Origin of the sequence: Streptomyces sp. NBC_01166 (assembly GCF_045039765.1) — a bacterium.
Taxonomy (GTDB): Bacteria; Actinomycetota; Actinomycetes; order Streptomycetales; family Streptomycetaceae; genus Streptomyces.
This window is the reverse complement of the sequence record NZ_CP108613.1, coordinates 8,112,588-8,132,704: the sequence shown is the minus strand read 5'-3', so window position 1 is coordinate 8,132,704 and position 20,117 is coordinate 8,112,588. Positions and strand designations below refer to the sequence as shown.

The 20,117-nt window shown below is 72.0% G+C and carries 9 protein-coding genes; 4 read left to right on the top strand and 5 right to left on the bottom strand.

The annotated features are described in order from the left end of the window. Positions 1-94: 94 nt before the first annotated feature. Complete coding sequence (locus tag OG379_RS36755) at positions 95-1,474, bottom strand: alpha-amylase family protein (protein ID WP_405667580.1); 1,380 nt, start codon at positions 1,472-1,474, stop codon at positions 95-97. Between the two features lie 195 nt (positions 1,475-1,669). Then, positions 1,670-2,431: an IclR family transcriptional regulator gene (locus OG379_RS36750; RefSeq protein ID WP_405667578.1), complete on the bottom strand. Its 762-nt coding sequence runs from the start codon at positions 2,429-2,431 to the stop codon at positions 1,670-1,672. 275 nt (positions 2,432-2,706) lie between these two features. Here OG379_RS36750 and OG379_RS36745 point away from each other — a divergent pair, with 275 nt between their 5' ends. The 3 genes from OG379_RS36745 (at position 2,707) to argB (ending at position 5,672) form a co-directional block, all read left to right on the top strand. Beyond that, positions 2,707-2,790 (top strand): putative leader peptide, encoded by an 84-nt coding sequence (locus tag OG379_RS36745; RefSeq protein ID WP_393760437.1) that lies wholly within the window; start codon positions 2,707-2,709, stop codon positions 2,788-2,790. Positions 2,791-3,026: 236 nt separating this feature from the next. Beyond that, complete coding sequence (locus tag OG379_RS36740) at positions 3,027-4,490, top strand: hypothetical protein (protein ID WP_405667577.1); 1,464 nt, start codon at positions 3,027-3,029, stop codon at positions 4,488-4,490. Positions 4,491-4,778: 288 nt separating this feature from the next. Beyond that, entirely contained in the window at positions 4,779-5,672 is an 894-nt protein-coding gene (argB, locus tag OG379_RS36735; RefSeq protein WP_405667575.1) for an acetylglutamate kinase, read from the top strand. Between the two features lie 10 nt (positions 5,673-5,682). On the opposite strand, the gene OG379_RS36730 is transcribed toward argB, so the two are convergent. Beyond that, positions 5,683-6,201 carry a GNAT family N-acetyltransferase gene (locus OG379_RS36730; protein ID WP_405667574.1) on the bottom strand — a complete coding sequence of 173 codons (519 nt, stop codon included), beginning with the start codon at positions 6,199-6,201 and terminating at the stop codon, positions 5,683-5,685. 188 nt (positions 6,202-6,389) lie between these two features. Here OG379_RS36730 and OG379_RS36725 point away from each other — a divergent pair, with 188 nt between their 5' ends. Continuing rightward, on the top strand, positions 6,390-7,505 hold the full coding sequence (locus tag OG379_RS36725) for an alpha/beta hydrolase-fold protein (RefSeq protein WP_405668782.1): 1,116 nt from the start codon (positions 6,390-6,392) through the stop codon (positions 7,503-7,505). Between the two features lie 3 nt (positions 7,506-7,508). Here OG379_RS36725 and OG379_RS36720 read toward each other — a convergent pair whose 3' ends face one another. Beyond that, positions 7,509-9,209, bottom strand: coding sequence for an ABC transporter ATP-binding protein (locus OG379_RS36720; RefSeq protein ID WP_405667573.1), 1,701 nt, complete (start codon positions 9,207-9,209; stop codon positions 7,509-7,511). Further along, positions 9,196-20,109, bottom strand: coding sequence for an amino acid adenylation domain-containing protein (locus OG379_RS36715; RefSeq protein ID WP_405667572.1), 10,914 nt, complete (start codon positions 20,107-20,109; stop codon positions 9,196-9,198). The genes OG379_RS36720 and OG379_RS36715 overlap by 14 nt, the downstream gene beginning before the upstream one ends. Between the last annotated feature and the right edge of the window lie 8 nt (positions 20,110-20,117).

Genomic DNA, 20,117 nt, shown 5'->3' with positions numbered 1-20,117 from the left:
GCTCATGGTGTCGCCGTTCGGTCGGGTCGGCCCACGACGCGCAGGACGGAGCGGGCTCCGTCCTGCGCGTCGTCGGTCCGTGTCGCGGCTTCGGTCAGCCCGCCTGGGCTCCGGTGTGCAGCGCCAGTGCCCCGCGGGCCGGCACCGTGGCCTGGACGGTGCCGTCGTCGCCGACCGTGACGGTGTTGCCGTCGCAGTCGTCGGGCGAGGCGGCGGCGACGTTGCAGTACGTGCCGCCGGGCAGCGAGGTCGTGAAGGTCTCCTCCAGGGCGCCGTCCGCGTTGTTGAGGGCGACGAACCCCTTGTCTCCACGGCCGAAAGCGATCGCACTGCCGCCGTCGTCCCACCAGTCGGTCAGTTCGGCCGCACCCACCTCGTTGCGGAAGCCGACCATGCCGGTGACCGCCTGCTGGGTGTGCGTGCCCGTCCAGCCGTCTGCGCCGCTCGGCGGGCCGGCGTCCTTGTCCGACCACTCGTAACCGGAGTAGACGTTCGGTGAACCGTACGGTGAGGCGAGCATGAAGACGTTGGCGAGGGTGTAGGCCGCGCCGTCCTTGTAGGTCAGCGTCGAGCCGTTGCGCTCGGTGTCCCAGTTGTCGACGAACGTACGGGCGGAGTCACTGCTCAGCTTTCCGTCGGCGACGGACTTCAGCTGGGCGATGCCGCCTCCTTGGAAAGCGCTCTTGAGGTGGCCTCCGTAACGGAACTCGTCGACGTCGCCGATTCCGGCGTACTCCTCGGGCTGCACGGCTTCCCCGCCACCATGGATGACCTCGGACACCCAGAAGCCGGGATCGCTCATCTTCGCCTTGATGGCTGCGACATCATCGGCCGCCATGTGCTTCGCCGCATCGACGCGGAAGCCGTCGACACCCATCGACCGCAGGTCCTCGAGGTACGCGGCGATGGTGGAGCGGACCCCCTCCTTGCCGGTGTCGAGATCGGACAGTCCCACCAGTTCGCAGTTCTGCACGTCGCTACGGCTGGTGTAGTCCTTGATGGCGGTGCGGCAGGCATGGAAGTCGGCATCCTCGAAGTAACCGGGGTAGCCGTACTTCGTGTAGGCCGTTCCTCCCGTGCCCGTCCCGGACCCGGCGGCCATGTGGTTGACCACGGCGTCGGCGACGACCTTGACCCCGGCGGTGTGGCAGGCCTCCACCATGGCGGCGAAGGCGTCGCGGTCTCCCAGACGGCCCGCGATCCTGTAGCTGACCGGCTGGTACGAGGTCCACCACTGGTCGCCCTGGATGTGCTCGGTGGCGGGTGACACCTGCACGTAGCCGTATCCGGCGGGGCCGAGCTGGTCGGTGCAGGCCGACGCCACATCCACGTACGGCCGTTCGAACATGGTGACGGTGACGGTCTTCTCGCCGGGCGGTGTCGCCTGCGACTGCCAGGGGGCGAGCAGGGTGAGACCGGCGACGGTCATGACTCCGGCCAGCGTTCCGCCGATCAGGCGGAATCGGTGCTGCATGTGCGGCTCCTTCGACGACAGGGCACAGCTGTGCCCTCGAAGACAGCCACGCGCCAGGCTGCCGTGGGGGGAACGTGTCGGAGCCTGCCGCTCCGTCCGTACCGCCGTCAAGGATTTCTGCAAGCCCTTTCAGATTCTTGCGCAAAGCCAGTACACCGTCGTCTTCCGGCAGTTCACCCGCCCGAAGGCGCTCGGTCAGGAGGACGGTGGCGGCAGGAGCCCCGCCGCACGCCGCAGCTCGACGGCATGCCGGGCCAGCTCGGGTTCGCCGCCGCGGTCCGCCGGCATGGATGCCATCAGCGCGAGCCGGTCGCGCCAGCTGCTGCCCGCCAGCGGCACGGCGACCGCGTTCATCCCCGGCACCCACTCCCCGGCGCTGTCGGCACGGCCGAGGGTACGGATACCGGCCAGCTCCGAGAGCAGGGCTTCACGGGAGACGGGGGCGTGGCCGGCCACACCGGGGAGTTGCTCCTCCGGGTAGAGAGCGCAGACCTGTTCGGTGGTCAGCTGGGCAAGGAGCACTTTGCCCGCCGAGGTGGCGTGTGCGGGGTGGGCACGGCCGGTCTCCAGGACGGCACGCACGGGGTGCGGCGATTCCCGGCCATCGGTGATGATCACCTGGTCGCCGATCAGGGCGGCGGTACTGATCGTCTCCCCGGTGGCGGTGGCGGCCGCGTCCAGCACCACTTGCAGGCGGGCCCGGATCCCGGGGCCGTAGCCGGCCGGACGGCCCAGGGCGACCAGTTCGGGCCCCGCGGAGTAGCCCCGGCCCGAGGTGTCACGGGTGGCGAAGCCTCGCGACTCAAGGGTGCTGAGCACCCGGTGCGCGGTGGAGCGGGCCACTTCCAGCTCTCTGGCGGCATCGGTGACCGACAGGGTGTCGTGGGTGAGGAAGAGACGCATCAGACGCAACCCTGTGTCCAATGACTCGATGATGTAGCTCCTGGGGTCGGCCACGGGGTCCTCTCGGTCGTGTCACAGGGGCCGTGTTCGTGGTGCGGCGCCCGGCACCCATGATTCCGGGCCGTGCGAACGGCGGCGCAACCGCCGTCGAGGAAGGCCCGTCTCCGTCGACGACGCGGACCCGGCAGCGGCGCCGGTTCCCGCTCGCGAGCCTGTCCACACGGGCGTCGATCCACTCCGCACCGCCTGGCGGGATCACAGCGACGGCCAAGCACACGCCGTTCGGCGGCTCTTGACCGGGCGTCAGCCGTGCTGCTTGGATCACCCGCATGAAGCGCTGCCAGGAGTTCACGCGACGACGCCACGTCGATCTCGTGCGAACCGCCGGCGCGCTCTGTCCGCGCACCGGCTGACACCGCCGACGGGCTGCCCCCGCACCCGTCCGTCGCCTGGGCCCCCTCGCGGCTCCGTGGCGGCCACTTTCGACGCTGCCGCAGGGTGTCCCCGCCTGCCCGCCTCGTCGTCGTAGCCGACGCGCCCGGTCCTGCCCGTGGGACTCCCCACGCTTCCTGCGCACAGGACGGTCGGCATCTCGCGCCAATTCCCCCTGCCCCCTGGTCACATCCGAACCGGAAAGGACGGTCCTGCCGTGTCCCTCTCCCCCGCTCCCCGCCGGGTCTCGCGCCGGAGGACCCTCGGCGCCCTGCTCGCGGCCCTCGCCCTCGGCTGCGCCGTCCCCGCCTCGGCCGTCTCCGCGGCGCCCTTCGGCCCGACGCCTCCTCACAACCCCTACGCTGGCCCCGACGGCACCGCCACCATGCACGGGGACACGGGTTCCTCCGACACGACACCTCTGGCCGGGCCCGGTGCCGGCACCCTCACGTCCTCCCGCACCGCCCTCGCCTCGGCCTGCCCGACCGTCCTGGTCGGGGCCGACGGCTACCCCGTCGCGCTGTGCACCCCGATCTTCGGCCAGGTGCCCACGGTCCATCTGCTCGATCCGGACGACGGGGCCTCCCTGGCGTCGCTGAAGCTGACCAAGGGATCGCTGCTGGGCGGCGTCTACGCCTACATCGACCACCAGGACCGGCTGGTCGTCGCCGACGGCAGCCGCAGCCTGCTCCGGGTCGGACACCACCGGGACGGCGACGGCGACTGGAGTCTGAGGATCGACCGGAGCCTGTCGCTGGCCTCCGCCGTACCCGAGGGCGACGCGGTCACCGGCCTGTCGCCCGACTGGGAGGGCCGCGTCTGGTTCGCCACCGGCGGCGGGGTGGTGGGCACGGCCGACGACACCACCGGCACGGTGAAGGCCCTGTCCCTCCCTGCGGGCGAGCGCGTGGCCAACAGCATCTCCACGGCCCCGGAGGGCACCGCGGTCACCACCACCCATGCCACCTACCTGCTGACCGCGGAGGGCGGCACGCCGACGATCCGCTGGCGCAAGGAGTACGACCGCGGCTCCGCCCGTAAGCCCGGCCTGCTGAGCTGGGGCAGCGGGTCGACCCCCACGTTCTTCGGTCCGGCCGAGGGAACCGAGTACGTCGCCGTCGTCGACAACGCCGACACCGCGGCCAACCTGAAGGTGTACCGCACCGCGGACGGTTCCGACGTCTGCTCGGTCCCGGTGCTCAGGGCCGCGAACGGCCCCGGCAGCGAGAACTCCCCGGTGGGCGCCGGCCGCAGTGTCTTCGTCGCGGGCACCTACGGATACCCGTACCCCGCCGTCCCCGAGGGCGCGGGCACCAGCGTGCCCTCCTCCGCGGACTTCGCGGGCGGCCTGACCCGGGTGGACGTACGGGCCGACGGCTCGGGCTGCTCACTCGTGTGGGACAACGCGCTGCGGTCGGCAGCCGTGCCGAAGCTGTCGACGGCCGACGGGATGCTCCACACGGTGGTGCGCGACCCGTTGATCCCCGGCACCGAGGGAACGAGCCTGCTGGACCCGTACCGCTATGTGCAGATCGACCCGGCCGGCGGACAGATCACCCGCTCCACGAAGGTCGGGGTGGGATCGCTGTACGACACCCTTCAGATGGCGGGCACGATCGCACCGGACGGCGCCTATCTGCAGGGCACCGTGACCGGGGTGCTGCGCATCGCCGCCCAGTGAACGTGCGTGGCGGGCGGGCGGTCCTGCCCGCCACCGCGGGGCCCTGCGTCATCCGGCGCCGCCCGCCTCCAGGCCCGCTGCCTCCGGATCGAGACGACGACGCACGCCGTCGAGCGGCTGACCGGCCGTCAGCCGACGTCACTCGCCGACTTCCTCGCGCCCCACCGTGCGGCTCTGCCGGCCACCTGAGCACGGCCGGGTACCGGCGAGGCGGATTAGGTTAGGCTAAGCTATCTACGCCCGGGATTCCCCAGGGATGCGTGTGTCTTCGACGGAGGCAGTTGACCCATGGACGTGGTCGTCGTCAAGTTCGGCGGCAACGCCATGGTGGACGCGGACCTCCAACGGTCCTTCGCACACGACGTGGTGGAGCTGTGGCGCGCCGGGCTGCGCCCCGTCGTCGTGCACGGGGGCGGGCCGCAGATCAACGCGATGCTGGACCGCCTCAGCCTCGAGACGCGCTTCGAGGCGGGTCTGCGGGTGACCACACCGGAGACCATGCAGGTGGTGCGCATGGTGCTGACGGGCGGGGTGCAGCGGGAGCTGGTGGGTCACATCAACACCCACGGCCCCTTCGCCGTCGGCATGACGGGCGAGGACGCACACACCATGACGGCAGTCCGGCGGCCGGCATGGGTGGACGGCCTGCCCGTGGACATCGGTCTCGTCGGTGACGTCGTGGACGTGAACCCGGGGATGCTGCGCACACTTCTGGACCAGGGACACATCCCGGTGGTATCGCCCGTCGCACGCGGCGAGGGCGGGCACGTCTACAACGTCAACGCCGATCTCGCGGCGTCGGCCCTGGCGGTCGCCCTCGACGCCGAGCGGCTGGTGATACTCACGGACGTGGAAGGGCTCTACGCGAACTGGCCGGAGAGCTCCGAGGTGATCCAGCGGATGACCGCCGACGCGCTGCACGAACTGCTGCCGGGGCTGGCGAGCGGAATGCTGCCCAAGATGGAAGGCTGCCTGCGCGCCGTCCGCGGCGGCGTGCGCAGCGCGCACGTGCTCGACGGCCGCGTGCCGCACGCGGTGCTGCGGGGCGCGCTCGACGAGACCAGCCCCGGGACCACGGTCGTGCCCGGCGGGACGGGCCCGGGGGCCGTGGTCGCACCCGACGGGACCGGCTCCGGTCGTCCCCGGTCTGCGCACGCCTCCGCCGTCGCCGACGGGAGTTGACGGCCTGCGCTCACCAAGTGAGCGCGAGCACCCGCACGTTGCGCCGGGGATCCAGCGACTTCACCCACGACAGCGGTGCCGGACGTGCGGTCGCGGGCGTGAACCCGTGGCGCAGGAAGAGTGCGCCGTCGCCGGTCGTCGCGGTGAACAGGGCTCCGACGCCCTGGTCGCGCGACCGGGCCAGCACGGCACGCAGGAGCCCGGCTCCCACCCCTCGGCCCTGCCGGTGCCCGGCCACGCAGAAGTTGTACAGAACGCCCGCGGGACCCTGGTCCTCGACATCGTCCGGGTAGACCCGCAGGCCGACGCAGCCTTCGAGGGAGCCTCCGTGACCCTCGGCCACCAGGAAGTCCGCCGCCCGGGCCGCGTAGAGCGCGACGGGCCGCTCACGCAAGGCCCCCGAGCGCACGAACGGCCGGGCCAGGTCCGCGAGTGCGGCAGCGTCCGCCGCGCGGCCGGGACGCAGGCCGGGCTTCGCGGCGCGCAGCTCGCCGGGCAAGGGGGCGGATCGCGGCGTGACCGTGATCAAAGCCGCTCCTCACCCGGTCGCGGACGGATTGCTCGGCAGGACATGGAAGGACCGTTCTGAGGTGGGCGGGGGATGGAAGCGAAGACGATGATTAGGTTAGGCTCACCTAATCATTTGCGAGCTCATCTCTGCAACTCCCCTCTCACAAGGAGACGTTCATGTCCCTCAGCAGCTCCGGCGGGTCGGCCATGAGCGAACCCGCGTCCGTTCTCGCTGCCGGCTCCGAGAACGCGTTCGGCGCGTTCGGGCTGTCCGGAAGCCCCGGTTCCGACGCGTTCTGGGCGGCCGCGCGGTCGCCCTGGTCGGTGCCCGGAGACGAGGGCGGCTGGGTGACGTTGTTCCTGTGGCGCGGGTCGCCCGCGACCATCGTCTTCGAGAGCTGGTCGAAGCCCCTCCCCCTGCGCCGATGGGGCGACACCGACTGCTGGTACGCCGAGGTGCCCATGCCCCCGCGTTTGCGGGTGACCTATCGGTTCCTCGTGGACGACGCGGTGTACGCCGATCCGTTGAACCCGGTCGGGGCGGGCGGTGACCGGTCCATCGCCGCGACGCCGGACGCCCCTCCCCACCCGTACTGGCCCACCGTGGGTGCCGACGACGTCCTGCCGGTGCCGAAGGCCCGTATCCGCTGGGCAGGCGGCCGGCTCGGCGGACGCCGCACCGTGCGGGTCCACCCGGTGGGCGGCGGCGGTCCTGTGGTCCTGCTGCTCGACGGCGACGACTGGCTGTATCTCCACCCGGCCATGACAGCGTTCGACTCGGCCTTCGCAGCAGGCGAGATGCCGGCTGTCACCCTGGTCTTCCTGCCTGCCAAGGACAGGGCGGCCGAATTCCAGTGCAGCCCCGAGCTGTGGGAGGCGGTCCGGGACGAACTGCCCCGGCTGGTGGCGGAATCCGGTGTGCCCGCCGACTGGGACCGGCTGGTGGTCGCCGGACAGAGCCTCGGAGGACTCAGCGCGATGTACGCGGCGCTGGAGTTCCCCGGTCTGGTGTCCCGCGTCGCCTGCCAGTCCCCGTCGTTCTGGTGGGCGCCCGGGGCCCTGGACCGGACGGACCTCATGGAGGGCCCCATGGGCGGCGCCATCGCCGCGCGGCTCCGGGAGCGCCCCGACCTGTCCCGGCTGAGGGTCGCGTTCGACGTGGGGGAACACGAGGCGCGGATGCTCCCCCACTGCGAGCTCGCCGAGACCCTGACCGAGCAGGCCGGTGCGGCCGTACGCGTCTCACGGTCGGCTTCGGGACACGACCGGGCGGGCTGGCGGCACGCGCTCGTCAGGGACGTCGCCTGGACGCTCGCCCGGTAGCGGTCACCGGGCCACGGCCCTGCAGTAGGCCTCGTCGGTGGCGAGGAGGCGGCGATGGGTGTCGTCGGCCGTGACGGCACCGTCGTCCATGACGAGCACACGGTCGGCGGCGTCCAGGAGCGCGGGGCTGCTGGTGATCACGACGGTGGTGCGGCCCTTGCGCAGTTTCGCGATGTTACGGGCGATCAGCTGTTCGGTGACCGCGTCGACCGCTGTCGTCGGGTCGTGCAGAACCAGTACGTCGGAATCGGCGGCGAGGGCACGCGCCAGGGACAGCCTCTGGCGCTGCCCCCCGGAGAGGTTCGCGCCACGGTCACGTACCCCGTGGTCGAGCCCCTCGCGGTGCAGGGCCACGACGTCGGTCAGGAGCGACGCCTCCACGGCCTCGGGGACCATCCGGCTGGTGCCCGACGGGTCGATGTTCGTGCGGAGGCTGCCCGCGAAGATCTCGCCGTCGTACGGGTTCACCAGCATGTGCTCGCGCAGGGCCTCGACGGACAGCTCCGCGATCTCCCTCCCGCCGACCCGCACCGCGCCCTCGTAGGCCTGGGGCGGGACGTTCGCCCCCAGGACCGAGGCGAGATCGGCGGCCGCTCGCGGCTGATAGGGGGCGATGGCGACGAACTCGCCGGCGCGCACCCGGAACGTGAGCCCGTGCAGAGACCCGTGGCGGACAGCGTCGACCTCGAGGTCCCCGCCGGTGGCGGGAGTGTCCTGGCCCGGCGCCGTGAGGGGCGGCGCTGCCAGCACCAGCGCCATCCGCTCGGCCGAGGCGCGCGCCATCATCACGTACTTCGGCATCTCCGAGAACATCTTCAGCGGCTCCATCACGAACTGCGCCAGCCCCACGGCCATGACGAGTTCCCCGATGGTGATGCGGCCTCCGTACGCCAGCCAGCCCGCCGTCAGGGTGACGGCGGCGGCGAGGATCGCGTTGAGAGCCAGCGCGGTACCCGCGTACACACCGTTGACCTTGGCCACCGTGATCGCCTGGACCCTGGCCTCCGTGCTGACCTTCCGGTAGGACCGGAACGCCGCGTGGTTGCCGCCGAAGCCGTGCAGCGGGCGCAGACCGGAGATCAGGTCGGCGACCTTGGCACCCGCCCGGGCCACCCGGGCCTGCTGTTCGCGGGTGCTCGCGCCGATCCGCTTGGACATGACGCTCAGGATCGACAGGATCGCGACCGTCCCCACGACCACCAGCAGACCGAGCCGGACGTCCGCCAGGCCCAGCGCGACGGAGGCGACGACCACCGCGACCAGCGAGCTGACCAGCAGCGGCACCACCTCCACGATGTCGGCCGTCTGATCGGCGTCCTCGGTGGCGATGGTCAGCACCTCGCCGGACTTCAGGCCGACGTCCCTGGCCACCGGCTGGAGACCGCAGGCCGCCACCCGCACCCGCCAGCGGTGTGCCTCGGTCGTGTTGGCCTTCTGCAGGACACGCATCCCGAACCGCCACGACAGCGAGACTGTCGTGATGATCACCGCCAGCGCGGCGATCGACAGGCCGAGCGAGCCGAGGCTCCGGTCCCGCATCGTGTGCTCGACGATCAGGCCGAGCGCGATCGGGAAGGCGGTCTCACCCGCCTGGTACAGGCCCATGAGGACGGTGCCCCGCACCACCGCGCCGGCGTTGCGGCGCAGGGCGGTCCGGAGGATGTCGGCGCCCGGGCGGGGGCGGTGCACGTCAGGTGTTGTCATCAAGGTGGCGGGCAATCGCTTCCGGGGTTCGAAGGGTGAGCAGATCACGGATCGTGATCACAGGACCGTACTCCCGGCGGAGCAGCCCGATCAGCCGCACCGCCAGCATGGAATGCCCGCCCAGGGAGACGAAGTCGCTCACCGCGCTGACCTCGTCGTCGTCCAGGTCCAGCGCCTCGGCGAAGAACTCGCAGACCACTGTCTCCGTCTCCGTCTCCGGCCCGCGCTCGCCTCCCGTGGTCAGCACGCCGAGCGGCCTGGCCTCCGGAAGGGACTTGGTGTCGGCCTTCCCGTTCACGGTCAGCGGGATGCCGTCGACCTGGGCGTAGTGCGTGGGGCGCAGGAAGTCCGGCAGCCGCGCGCCGACCTCGGCGGCGACCGCGGCCAGGTCTGAGCCGCTCAGCACGAGGTAGGCGGCCAGCCGGTAGGCGCCGTCGACCTGCGGGTCGGGCTGCGCGACCGCGGCGACGAACCGCACCGCCGGGTGAGCCGCGAAAGCGGCCTCGACCTCGCCCGGTTCGACCCGGTGGCCCCGGATCTTGACCTGCTGGTCGGTCCGGCCCAGGTACATCAGGTGCCCGTCGGGCCGTCGGGAGACAAGGTCCCCTGTGCGGTACATGCGCTCGCCTGGTTCGCCGAAGGGGCACGCGACGAACCGGTCCGCGGTCTGGGCGGGCTGCCCGAGATACCCGCGCGCGATGCCGATGCCCGACACGTACAGCTCACCCGGCACTCCGTCCGGCAGCGGCCGCAGCCAGGGGTCCAGGACGTACACGTCGGTGTTGTCGATCGCCACGCCCACCACCGGGTCCTGGCACTCGAAGGTGCCGACGCCCAGGGTGTTGATGGTGTACTCGGTGGGTCCGTACAGGTTGTAGCCGGCCGTCCCCTCGGTCTCCGCGAGCCGCTGCCACAGGGTGGGGGTGACGGCCTCCCCGCCCAGCAGCACCAGCGCCGGGCGCCGGGCGGGATCGTCGAGCAGGCCTTCGGCGACCAGTTGCTGTGCGTAGGTCGGGGTCACGTTGATGACGTCGATCCCGTGCTCCGCGCAGTACTCGACCAGCCGGGGCGCGTCGCGGCGCAGTTCCTCGTCGCAGATGTGCACCTCGTGGCCGTCGGCGAGCCACAGCAGCTCTTCCCAGGACATGTCGAACGCGAACGACACGGTGTGCGCGATCCGGAAGGTCCGGTGCCCGTGCTCGGCGAGCACGGGTTCGAAGATGCGGCGCTGATGGTTGATCAGCATGTTGGTGAGCCCGGCGTACTCGGTCACCACGCCCTTGGGCTTCCCGGTCGATCCGGAGGTGTAGATCGTGTACGCGGGGTGCCGCAGGCGGTCCGGGTCGTCCGGCGCGAACGTCACGTACGGCTCGGACTCGGACAGGGGCCGGTCGAGTTCGATCAGGTCACCGGTCAGCCGTGGCGACACGGCGCTGACCGTGAGGATCACGTCCGGGCGTGCGGCGTCGATGATCGCGGTGATCCGTTCGTCCGGGTGGTCGAGCTCCAGCGGCACGTAGGCGGCACCGGTCCGCAGTACGGCGAAGAGTGCCACGATCGAATCGAGGGAGCGCGGGACGGCGAGGCCCACCGTCGTCTCCGGGCCGATGCCCCGCTGTGCGAGTACTCCGGCCACCGCACGGCTGCGGTCGCGTAGCCGGGCGAAGGTCATGGTCGAGCCGTGGGCGACGAGGGCGGTCCGCTGCGGGTTCCGGGCCGCCGCCCGGTCGAACCGGTCGACGACGGTGTCCGTGCCGATGTCGGTGCGCCCGGCGGGCTCGGGTTCGGGGCCGGGGCCGCGCAGCGCGCCGATCGGTCCGGTCCGCCGCGCCAGGTCGTCGAGCAGGCGCAGGTAGTCGTCGAGGAGACGCCGGGCTCTCCCGGTGTCCTCGTCCCGGTGCTCCAGTTTGACCGTGAGCCGCTCCCCGGGTGTGACGACCCAGGTGAACGGATAGTGCGTCGAGTCGTCGGCCTTCACCGACGTGATGCCGTGCCGGGCGTTCATCGCGGCGAACGCGTCCATGTCCAGGAAGTTCTGGAGCACGAACAGGTTGTCGAACAGGCCTCCGTGCCCACTGGCCCGCTGGATCTCTCCGAGCCCCAGGTGCTCGTGCTCCATCGCCTCGACCCTGGCCGCCTGGACGCCCGAGAGGTACTGCTGGACCGTGTCCTGGGGCCGTGCCCGTGTCCACATGGGAACGGTGTTGAGGAGCACGCCGACGATGCCGGAGAGCCCCTCGCCCTCCCGGCCGGAGACGGTCACGCCGAACACCGCGTCGCTCCGGCCCGTGTGCGCGCCCAGCAGGAGGCCGAACGCCCCGGTCAGCACCGTGTTCAGTGTGACGCCGTGCGCCTTCGCCGTCTCCCGGAGGAGGTCCGACTCCCCGGCGGACAACGTGTGCACGAGCGCGCGCGGCAGGGCGTCCGGGAGGGACGGGTCCGGGCCGGCGAGGAGCGTCGGACCGGTCAGGCCGGCCAGGTGCTCCGCCCAGAAGCGCTCCGAGACCTCGGGGTCCCGGGCGGCGAGGGCCCGGGCGTGGTCCTCGAAGCTCGGCGTCGCCGGGGCGGGGTCCAGTTCCTCGCCCGCGAGGACCGCCTCGTAGGCGTCGAACAGGTCCCGCAGCAGGATCTCCCGGGACCAGCCGTCCCACAGCAGCAGGTGGTAGCTCAACAGCAGGCCGTCGCGTCCGCCGGGCAGACGTACGACCGTCATCCGGATCAGCGGCGGCTCGCCGGGGTCGAATCCCGTGTCGCGGTCCCGTGCCCGCAGGGTTTCGACGTCCGCGTCCGTCAGCAGCTCGGCCGTACGGACGACGACCCGCCGGCCCGCGGCGAGCACCTGGACGGGGTTGCCGTCGTCGTCGGTGGTGAAGCCGGCGCCCACGACGGGGTGTCGCGCGATGACGTGCGCCATCGCCTCGGACAGCGCGTCGGTGTCCAGGCGCCGGTCGAAGCCGAAGTAGCTCTGGGCGACGTAGTGTCCGGCCGGGCCGGCCATCTGTGCCTGGAAGAAGAGGCCTCGCTGGAGTGGGGTGACCGGTGCCGATCGCTCGGCCGTGGCGGAGGCGTCCGCGAGGCGTTCGAGTGCGTCGAGCCAGTGCCCGGTCAGCTCGTCGGGAATGCCCTCGGCGAGGGTGAAGGCCGCGTGCAGGCTTCCGCTCGCCTCGTCGGTCCAGGCGTTGACCTCGACGGCGTACGGGCTGCCCTGGTCTCCGCCGGTGATGTGCGGAACCTGGGACTCGCCACCCCGGCCGAGGTAGTTGAACAGCACCTGGGGGCGGGCCCTCAGCAGGGGGGCCGTCTGCGGGTTGAGATACCGGAGCTGGCCGTAGGCGACGTGTCCGCACTCGTCGGGCTGGCGTTCGGCCACCTCGCGGGACGCCGCCACGGGGTCGGAGTGCGCGGTCAGCCGTACGGGGGCGATGGAGGTGAACCAGCCGACCGTGCGGGTGTAGTCGTGGTGTTCCAGCGCCGGTACCCGGCCGTGCCGTTCCAGATCGACGGCGAGGTCGGTGGGCGTCGGCTGTACGCGTGTCAGCGCGGCCCGGAGCGCGCCGCACAGCAACTCGGTCAGGCCGACACCGAGTGCGGCGGGCGCGGTGCGCGTCACCCGGTCGCTCACCTCGGGTGCGAGGACGACCTTCGTGTGCCGCAACCGTTCGGCCACGGGCAGCAGCTGGGGCGCCTGGAGCGTGGTGATCCAGTGGCCCAGGCCGTCGGTGACATGGGCGGCCCCGGCGCTCAGGGCTTCGGCGTACTCGGCGTAGGGGGTGGTCGGCGGTGGCAGCGTCGCCCCGCGCATGACGGTGGCCAGGTCGTCCAGCAGGACCAGCCAGGACACGGCGTCGACGGCGAGGTGGTGGACGGTGACCACCAGAGTCCGGCTCGGTTCCAGCCAGGAGAACGCGATGACCTCGCCGGCCTCGGGATCGAGGCGCCCGGCCGCCTCCTCCGCCGCTGCCGTGGCGTCCGCGGTGTCCGTCCGGACGACGGCGATGTCGCGGGCGGGCTCCGTGCGCAGCGCCCACACGCCGTGCTCCACGTGGAGCCGCAGCCTGAGCGCCGGATGCGCGGCCACGACCGTGTTCGCCGCGGCCTCGGCTTCGGCGAAGCCGGTGCCTTCGGCCGCCACGACGGTCCTGGCCTGGGCGAACCGGGCGAGTGAGCCGCCCAGTTCCCGCTGGCGCAGGATGACCGGTGTGGGTGTCAGCGGGCCGTCCGCACGGAGACCGGGCGCGGATGCCACGGCCGGCTGTGTACGCGTTTTGAGGTGCTCGGCGAGCGCGCGGGGTGTCCTGAAGAGGAACACGTCCCGTGGCGCGATCGACAGGCCGAGCGCCCTGGCCCGGTTGATGACGGTGATGGCGACGATGCTGTCGCCCCCGGCGGAGAAGAAGTCGGTGTCCCCGTCCACGGACAGGGAGCCGGGCAGTGTCTCCGCGAAGATCTCCACCAGCGCGGCGAGCGCGGAACCGGTCACGGCGGTCGCGGGACCGGTCACGGCGACCCCGGGGGCATCCTCCGCGGAGCGTTCGGTCAGGGCCTTCCGGTCCAGCTTGCCGTTGACCGTCAGCGGCAGGGCGTCGGCCCGGAGGACACGGCCCGGGACCATGTGCGCGGGCAGCTTCGCGGACAGGCGGCCGGTGAGGTCGCCCGGCACCTCACCCACCACGTGCGCGACCAGGTGGTCACCGCTGCCGGCCACGGTGACGGCCACGTCGACCACTCCGTCGAGCGCCCTGACGGCGGCCTCCACCTCGCCGAGCTCGATACGGAAACCCTTGAGCTGCACCTGGTCGTCGGCGCGCCCGGCGAACTCCAGCTCCCCGTCGAGCGTGCGGCGGGCCAGGTCACCCGTGTGGTACATGCGGGAGCCGTCGTCCGCGAACGGGTTCGCCACGAACCGGCCCGCCGTCAGCCCCGGTCTGCCCAGGTAGCCGAGCGACACCTGGTCACCGGCCACGTAGATGGCACCCACCCTGCCCGGCGGCACGGGGCGGAGCCGGTCGTCGAGGAGGTAGGTGGCCAGCCCGGGGACCGGACCGCCGATGGGGCTGACGTCCGCGTCGAAGTCCTCGTCGGTGAGCACTCGGTGGGTGACGTGGACCGTGGTCTCGGTGATGCCGTACATGTTGACCAGCTCGGGCGAGCCGGTGCCGTGCCGCTCCACCCAGCCGCGCAGCCGCGCGGGATCGAGCGCTTCGCCCCCGAAGATGATCCGGCGCAGGGCGGGCAGCGGCTCGGCCGCGTGCCGGTCCGCCTCGACGAACCGGTAGAAGGCCGAGGGGGTCTGATTGAGCACGGTCACTCCACGCTCGCGGACCAGCCGGTGGAAGTCCACCGGGGAGCGGGTCAGCCCGTAATCGGGCACCAGCAGTTCACCGCCGTGCGCCAGCGCGCCCCACAGCTCCCAGACCGCGAAGTCGAAGGAGTACGAGTGGAACTGGACCCACACGTCCTGGGGGCCGAAGTCCATGGCGGGCCGGGTGTTCGCGAGCAGCGTCACCACGCTGGAGTGCGGGACGACGACACCCTTGGGTCTGCCGGTCGAGCCGGACGTGTAGATCACGTACGCGGGGTCGTGCCATCCGGCCCGGGTGGTGACGGGCGCCGGCTCGCGCTCCTCCGGGAGCTCCTCCCCCAGCACGATGACGCGGGGCGGCACGCCCGGTCCCCGGCTGAGCAGCTCCGTGAAGCGGTCCCGCTGCTCACGGTCCACGAGAACGGCCTGCGGAGCGGCGTCGGTGAGGATGTACTCCAGCCGTTCGTCCGGGTAGGCCAGGTCCAGGGGTACGTACGCGCCGCCCGCCGTGACGATCGCCACCAGGGCGACGACCTGCTCCACGGAGCGCGGGAGGGCCACGGCGACTCGCGTGCCCGGCGCGACACCGGCAGCGCGCAGGGCCGCGGCCAGCGCGTCCTTGGCGTCGGCCAGTTCGCCGTACGTCAGGGACCTTGTCCCGCCGTCGAGTGCGCAGTGGGTGACCGCGGTGGACTCCGGGGCGCGGTTCGCGGCGGCGTCGAACAGTTGGCCCAGGGTGGTCGGGGCGATCCGGGCGGGGCGCCGGGACCCTTCGGGCGCCAGCTCGTCGACCAGGGCGTCCGGCCGGGTGAGCAGGCGGGTGAGCGTCGCGGTGAACGTGCGAAGGATCGCCTGGACGCTCTCCTCGCGGAGCAGTTCCCTGTCGTGGATCAGGTTGAAGCGGGGGCGCCCGGCGGGTGTGCGTTCCACTACCAGGGTCAGTGGGTAGTGGGGGGCGCCCTCGTTGACGATGCCGGTGACGACCAGCTCGTCGCCGGGCTGCCGCAGTGCCCCCACGTCGGTCGCCACGTCGAAGACCACCAGGGTGTCGAACAGGGCGCCGCCACCGGCCTGGTGGCCGATCCGCGCCAGCGAGACGTGCTGGTGCGCCAGCACGGCGCCCTGGTGTTCCCGGACCGAGGCGAGCAGGTCATGGGCCGTGCTGTCCCCGTCCCAACGGGCGCGCAGCGGAATCGTGTTGATGAACAGGCCCACCATGTCCTCGATCCCGGGCACCTCGGCGTCGCGGCCGGACACCGTGGATCCGAAGACCACGTCCCTGCTCCGCAGGATGCCGCCCAGTGTCACGGCCCAGGCACTGTGCACCGCCACGCTCAGCGGGATGCCCGCCGCCCGGACGGCCGCGTCGATGTCTTCCTCGGGCTCCGCAGTGGCGTCGGCGAAGCGGTCGGAGGGGGTGTGCCCCTCGGCGACCAGGGAGGGGCCGGGCAGGCCGGCGAGCTGGTCGCGCCAGACCCGGTCGCTCTCGTCGTCGTCGGCCTTGGCGATCCGTCGTGCGTGGTCGGGGAAGCCGCCGAGCGGGTACAGGGCCCCCGGCGTGTGGTACTCGGCCAGCAGCGTGCGGAGCATCGGCGGCACCGACCAGCCGTCGGCGACGATGTGGTGGACGGTCTGCACGAGCACGTTCCTGCCGGAGCCCGCGCGGATGAGCGTGTACCGCATCAGCGGACCGGTGGACAGTCCGAATCCCGCGCGCCGGTCCCGCTCGGCGTGGTCGCGGATCTCGGCGTCGGTGATGCCGGGGCGGTCCAGCGTGGTGAAGGGGGCCTCCACACCGCCCTCCAGCACGGATACCACCCGGCCGTCGGCCAGGGCCACGAACCGCGCGGCCAGATTCGGGTACAGGGCGAGCAGACGCGTCGCCGCCGATGCCAGCCGGTCCGCGTCCACCTCGCCCTCCAGGGTGAGCAGTTGCTGCTCGACGTAGCTGCCCGCCGCGTCGTCGTCGAAGACCGAGTGGAAGTAGAGGCCCTCCTGCAGCGGGGTCAGGGGCAGGATGTCCCGCAGCGCCGGGCCGTCCAGGGCGTCGACGTCGGCCTGTGTGAGCGGCACGGGGGCGAAGTCGCCGGGAGAATGGCCACCGTGGTCCAGGACGGCGAGCCCGGTCAGGGCCTCGCGAAGATATGCGCCGATGGTGGCGGTGTCGTCGTCGGTGAACATCCCGTCGGGCCAGGAGATGGTGGTCACCAGCTGGTACTCGCCGTTCGAGGCGGGTTCGGCGACCGCGTTGAACTCCAGGGCGCGCGGCAGGCGCATCCGGGGGTCGCGCTTCTCGCCCAACTGCCCTGCGGCCCCGGCGAACCGCCATTCATCGGAGGTGCCCGAGTCGAGGCGGCCCAGATAGTTGAACAGCACCTGCGGTGCCGGGGTGTCGAGCCCGGTGTCGGTGAGGTACCGCAGGACACCGTAGGAGAGCCCGTTGCCGGGAACCCGGCCGAGGTCGTCCTTCACCGCCTTGAGCGCGGCGGACAGATACGCGGGGGCGGTCGGGTCGGTCGCCGCACCGGGGTCCACCACTACCGGGAACAGGGTGGTGAACCAGCCCACCGTCCGGGAGAGGTCCGGCTCGAAGCCGGCGGTCTCCGCCACGAACCGGCCTTCGCGGCCGTGCCCCTCCAGTTCGATGTGTGCGAACGACTGGTCCTGCCCGAGGTCGCGGCGCCACCGGGCGAGGGCGACGGCGAGGGCCGTGAGCAGTACGTCGTTGACGCCGGCGTGGAACCTCGCGGGTATCTCCCCCAGCAGCGCGGCCGTGGCCTCGGCGCCCACCGATACGGTCCGGCTCCGTTCCCGGGCGACGGTGTCGGTCTCGGTCAGCGGCCGCCTGCCCAGCGGTCCGTCCGGTCCCGGGAGTGAACGCCGGAAGGCAGCGCGGTCCCGTTCGAAATCGGTGCCCTCCAGCAGCTGCGTCCAGCGCCGGAACGAGGTCCCCACCGGGGGCAGCTCGACGGGCACGCCGGAGGTGAACTGCCGCCATGCGGTGGCCAGGTCCTCCATCAGGATCCGCCAGGACACACCGTCGACGACCACGTGGTGGACGGCCACGACCAGTTGCCGTGCCTCGCGGCGCCAGACGGCGCACAGCATGGCACCGTGGTCCGGGTCGAGCCCCTCCGCCGCGAGCGCCGCACAGGCGTCCGCCGACAGGTCGCTCTCCCGCCATCCCACGACGGCTCCGTCCGCCTCCGGGATGTCGAATCCCCAGCGATCGCCGCGCACCAGTCGGGCGCGCAGCATGTCGTGGCGCCGGGCCACGGCGGTGAGGATCGTGTCGAGGGCGTCGGGGGTGAGGTCCGCCGGGGTGTTCAGCACGACCGACTGGACGAAGCCGTCGATCGCGTCCGTCGTCCGGCCGAGCCACTGCACGACGGGTAAACCGACGACGGAGCCGGTCGCCTCGTCCCCGTCCTCCGCGCAGGAGACGTCCTCACCGTTCACGACCGCCGCCAGCGCGCCCACCACGCTGTGGGTGAAGATCTGCCCGGCCGTGACGTGGAGACCGGCGGCGCGCAGCGCGCCCAGCAGCGAGATCGCCAGGATGCTGTCTCCGCCGAGCCGGAAGAAGTCCTGGTCGACGCCGACCTCGTCGAGACCCAGGACCGACGCGACCGCCGCGCACACCACACGCTCGTTCCCGGTGACGGGCGCCACGACGGAGCCGGTCCCGGTGACGGGGTCCGGCAACGCGGCCCGGTCGACCTTGCCGTTCGCGGTGAGCGGGAACGCCTCCAGGACGACGACATGGGCGGGCACCATGTACTCCACCATGTGCTCTTCGGCCCACGCCCTGACCTCGTCGGCGTGCAGCTCCTCGCTGCCGGTGGAAGGGATGACGTAGGCCACCAGATAGGTGCCGCCCGCCGTGTTCTTCTTCGCGACCACGCAGGTGTGCCGTACGGACGGGTGTTCCGCAAGGCCCAGCTCGACATCCTCGATCTCCAGCCGCATGCCGCGGATCTTGATCTGGTTGTCGGCCCGGCCGAGGAAGTCCAGCGATCCGTCCGGGGCGAACCGCGCGAGGTCACCGGTGCGGTACAGCCGGGATCCGTCCGCGGCGAAGGGGTTCGCGACGAAGCGGGAGGCGGTCAGGCCGGGCGCGTTGACGTACCCGCGTCCCAGCAGGAGGCCTCCGGCGTACAGCTCGCCGCCGACCCCGACCGGGACCGGGCGCAGCTCGTCGTCGAGCACGTACAGCTGGGTGTTGGGGTTCGCCTTGCCGATCGATGTCGACAGGCGCTCGGCCGCGCCGCGGTAGATGACGTGCGAGACGCCGATCGTCGTCTCGGCCGGGCCGTACCCGTGGTACATGGGTATGCCGAGGCGGGTGCGGAAACGCTCGTAGAGCTCCGGGGTCAGCACCTCGCCGCCGCACCACACGTGCCGCAGGCTGTCCAGCTGCCCGGAGCCGCCTTCCATCTCCAGCAGCACGTCGAGCATGGACGACACCAGATAGGTGAAGGTGACGCGCTGTTCGGACAGCACACTCAGCAGATGGTGGGGATCGCGTTCGCCGCCGGGCCGCAGGACCACGAGTCTGCCGCCGCACACCAGGGGCAGGAAGATCTCGTTGATGGAGATGTCGAAGGACAGCGGCGCCTTGAAGAGCGACGCGTCGTCGTGGCCGAAGCCCAGGATCTCCCCGGACTGCCACAACAGGCGCTCACTGATCGCCTCGTGCCGGATCATGGCCCCCTTGGGCCGGCCTGTGGAACCGGACGTGAAGATGACGTACGCCAGCGCGGCCCCGGGGACGGTGATCTCGGGCCCCTCGGAGGGGCGGGATCCGAAGCCCCAGGCCCCGATGGAGACGGCCACGGCCGCGGGTTCGCCCGCCGGGGGCTCACCGGAGGCGTTGAGCTGCAGCACGACCCGGGCGTCCTCGATGACGACGGCTCGGCGCTCGGCCGGCCACTGCGGGTCGAGCGGGACGAACGCGCACCCCGCCTGGAGCACCCCGAGCAGGCCGATCACCATGTCGGCCGAGCGGCCCAGCGAGATGCCGACGACCTGTTCGGCGGTGAGCCCGCGTTCGATCAGATGGTGGGCCAGCTGGCCCGAGAGCTCGGCCGTCTCACGGTACGTCAGCGAACGGTGCTCGTCGACGATCGCGACGGCGTCCGGCCTCGTCCGTGCCTGCTCGCGGAACATCTCGACGACGGTCGGGCGGATCCGGTCCACCTCGGTGTCGTTCCACTCGGTCAGGGCCTTGATCCTCGCCGCCGGGCCGAAGGGGCCGATGGTGCCGAGGGGCCGGTCCGGGAAGTCGGCCAGGTCGTCCAGCGCGAGTTGTGCGTCGGCGGGCGCGACGCCTTCGGGGGCGTGGATGCTCCGGCCGTCGGCGCCGACCTCCCAGCCGACGGGTACTGAACCCCCGTTGTCCACCCACCGGAGGACGTCGGGGAAGAGTGTGCCCGAGGTGAGGTCGATGCCATCGGGGCTGCGGCCCGTCGCCCAGTACGACAGGCCGATGGCGCAGGCCTCGGTGATGGTCCTGTCCGAATAGTCACCGATTCGCCGGCGTACGCCGTCGAGGCTCGTCGGGGAGAGCGACACGGGGCGAGCTGTGGGATCCGTCATCGAAGACC

Coding starts and splice junctions, on each gene's coding strand:
- OG379_RS36755 (WP_405667580.1), bottom strand. CDS start 1,474: ATGCAGCACCGATTCCGCCTGATCGGCGGAACGCTGGCCGGAGTCATG.
- OG379_RS36745 (WP_393760437.1), top strand. CDS start 2,707: ATGAAGCGCTGCCAGGAGTTCACGCGACGACGCCACGTCGATCTCGTG.
- argB (WP_405667575.1), top strand. CDS start 4,779: ATGGACGTGGTCGTCGTCAAGTTCGGCGGCAACGCCATGGTGGACGCG.
- OG379_RS36725 (WP_405668782.1), top strand. CDS start 6,390: ATGAGCGAACCCGCGTCCGTTCTCGCTGCCGGCTCCGAGAACGCGTTC.
- OG379_RS36720 (WP_405667573.1), bottom strand. CDS start 9,209: ATGACAACACCTGACGTGCACCGCCCCCGCCCGGGCGCCGACATCCTC.
- OG379_RS36715 (WP_405667572.1), bottom strand. CDS start 20,109: ATGACGGATCCCACAGCTCGCCCCGTGTCGCTCTCCCCGACGAGCCTC.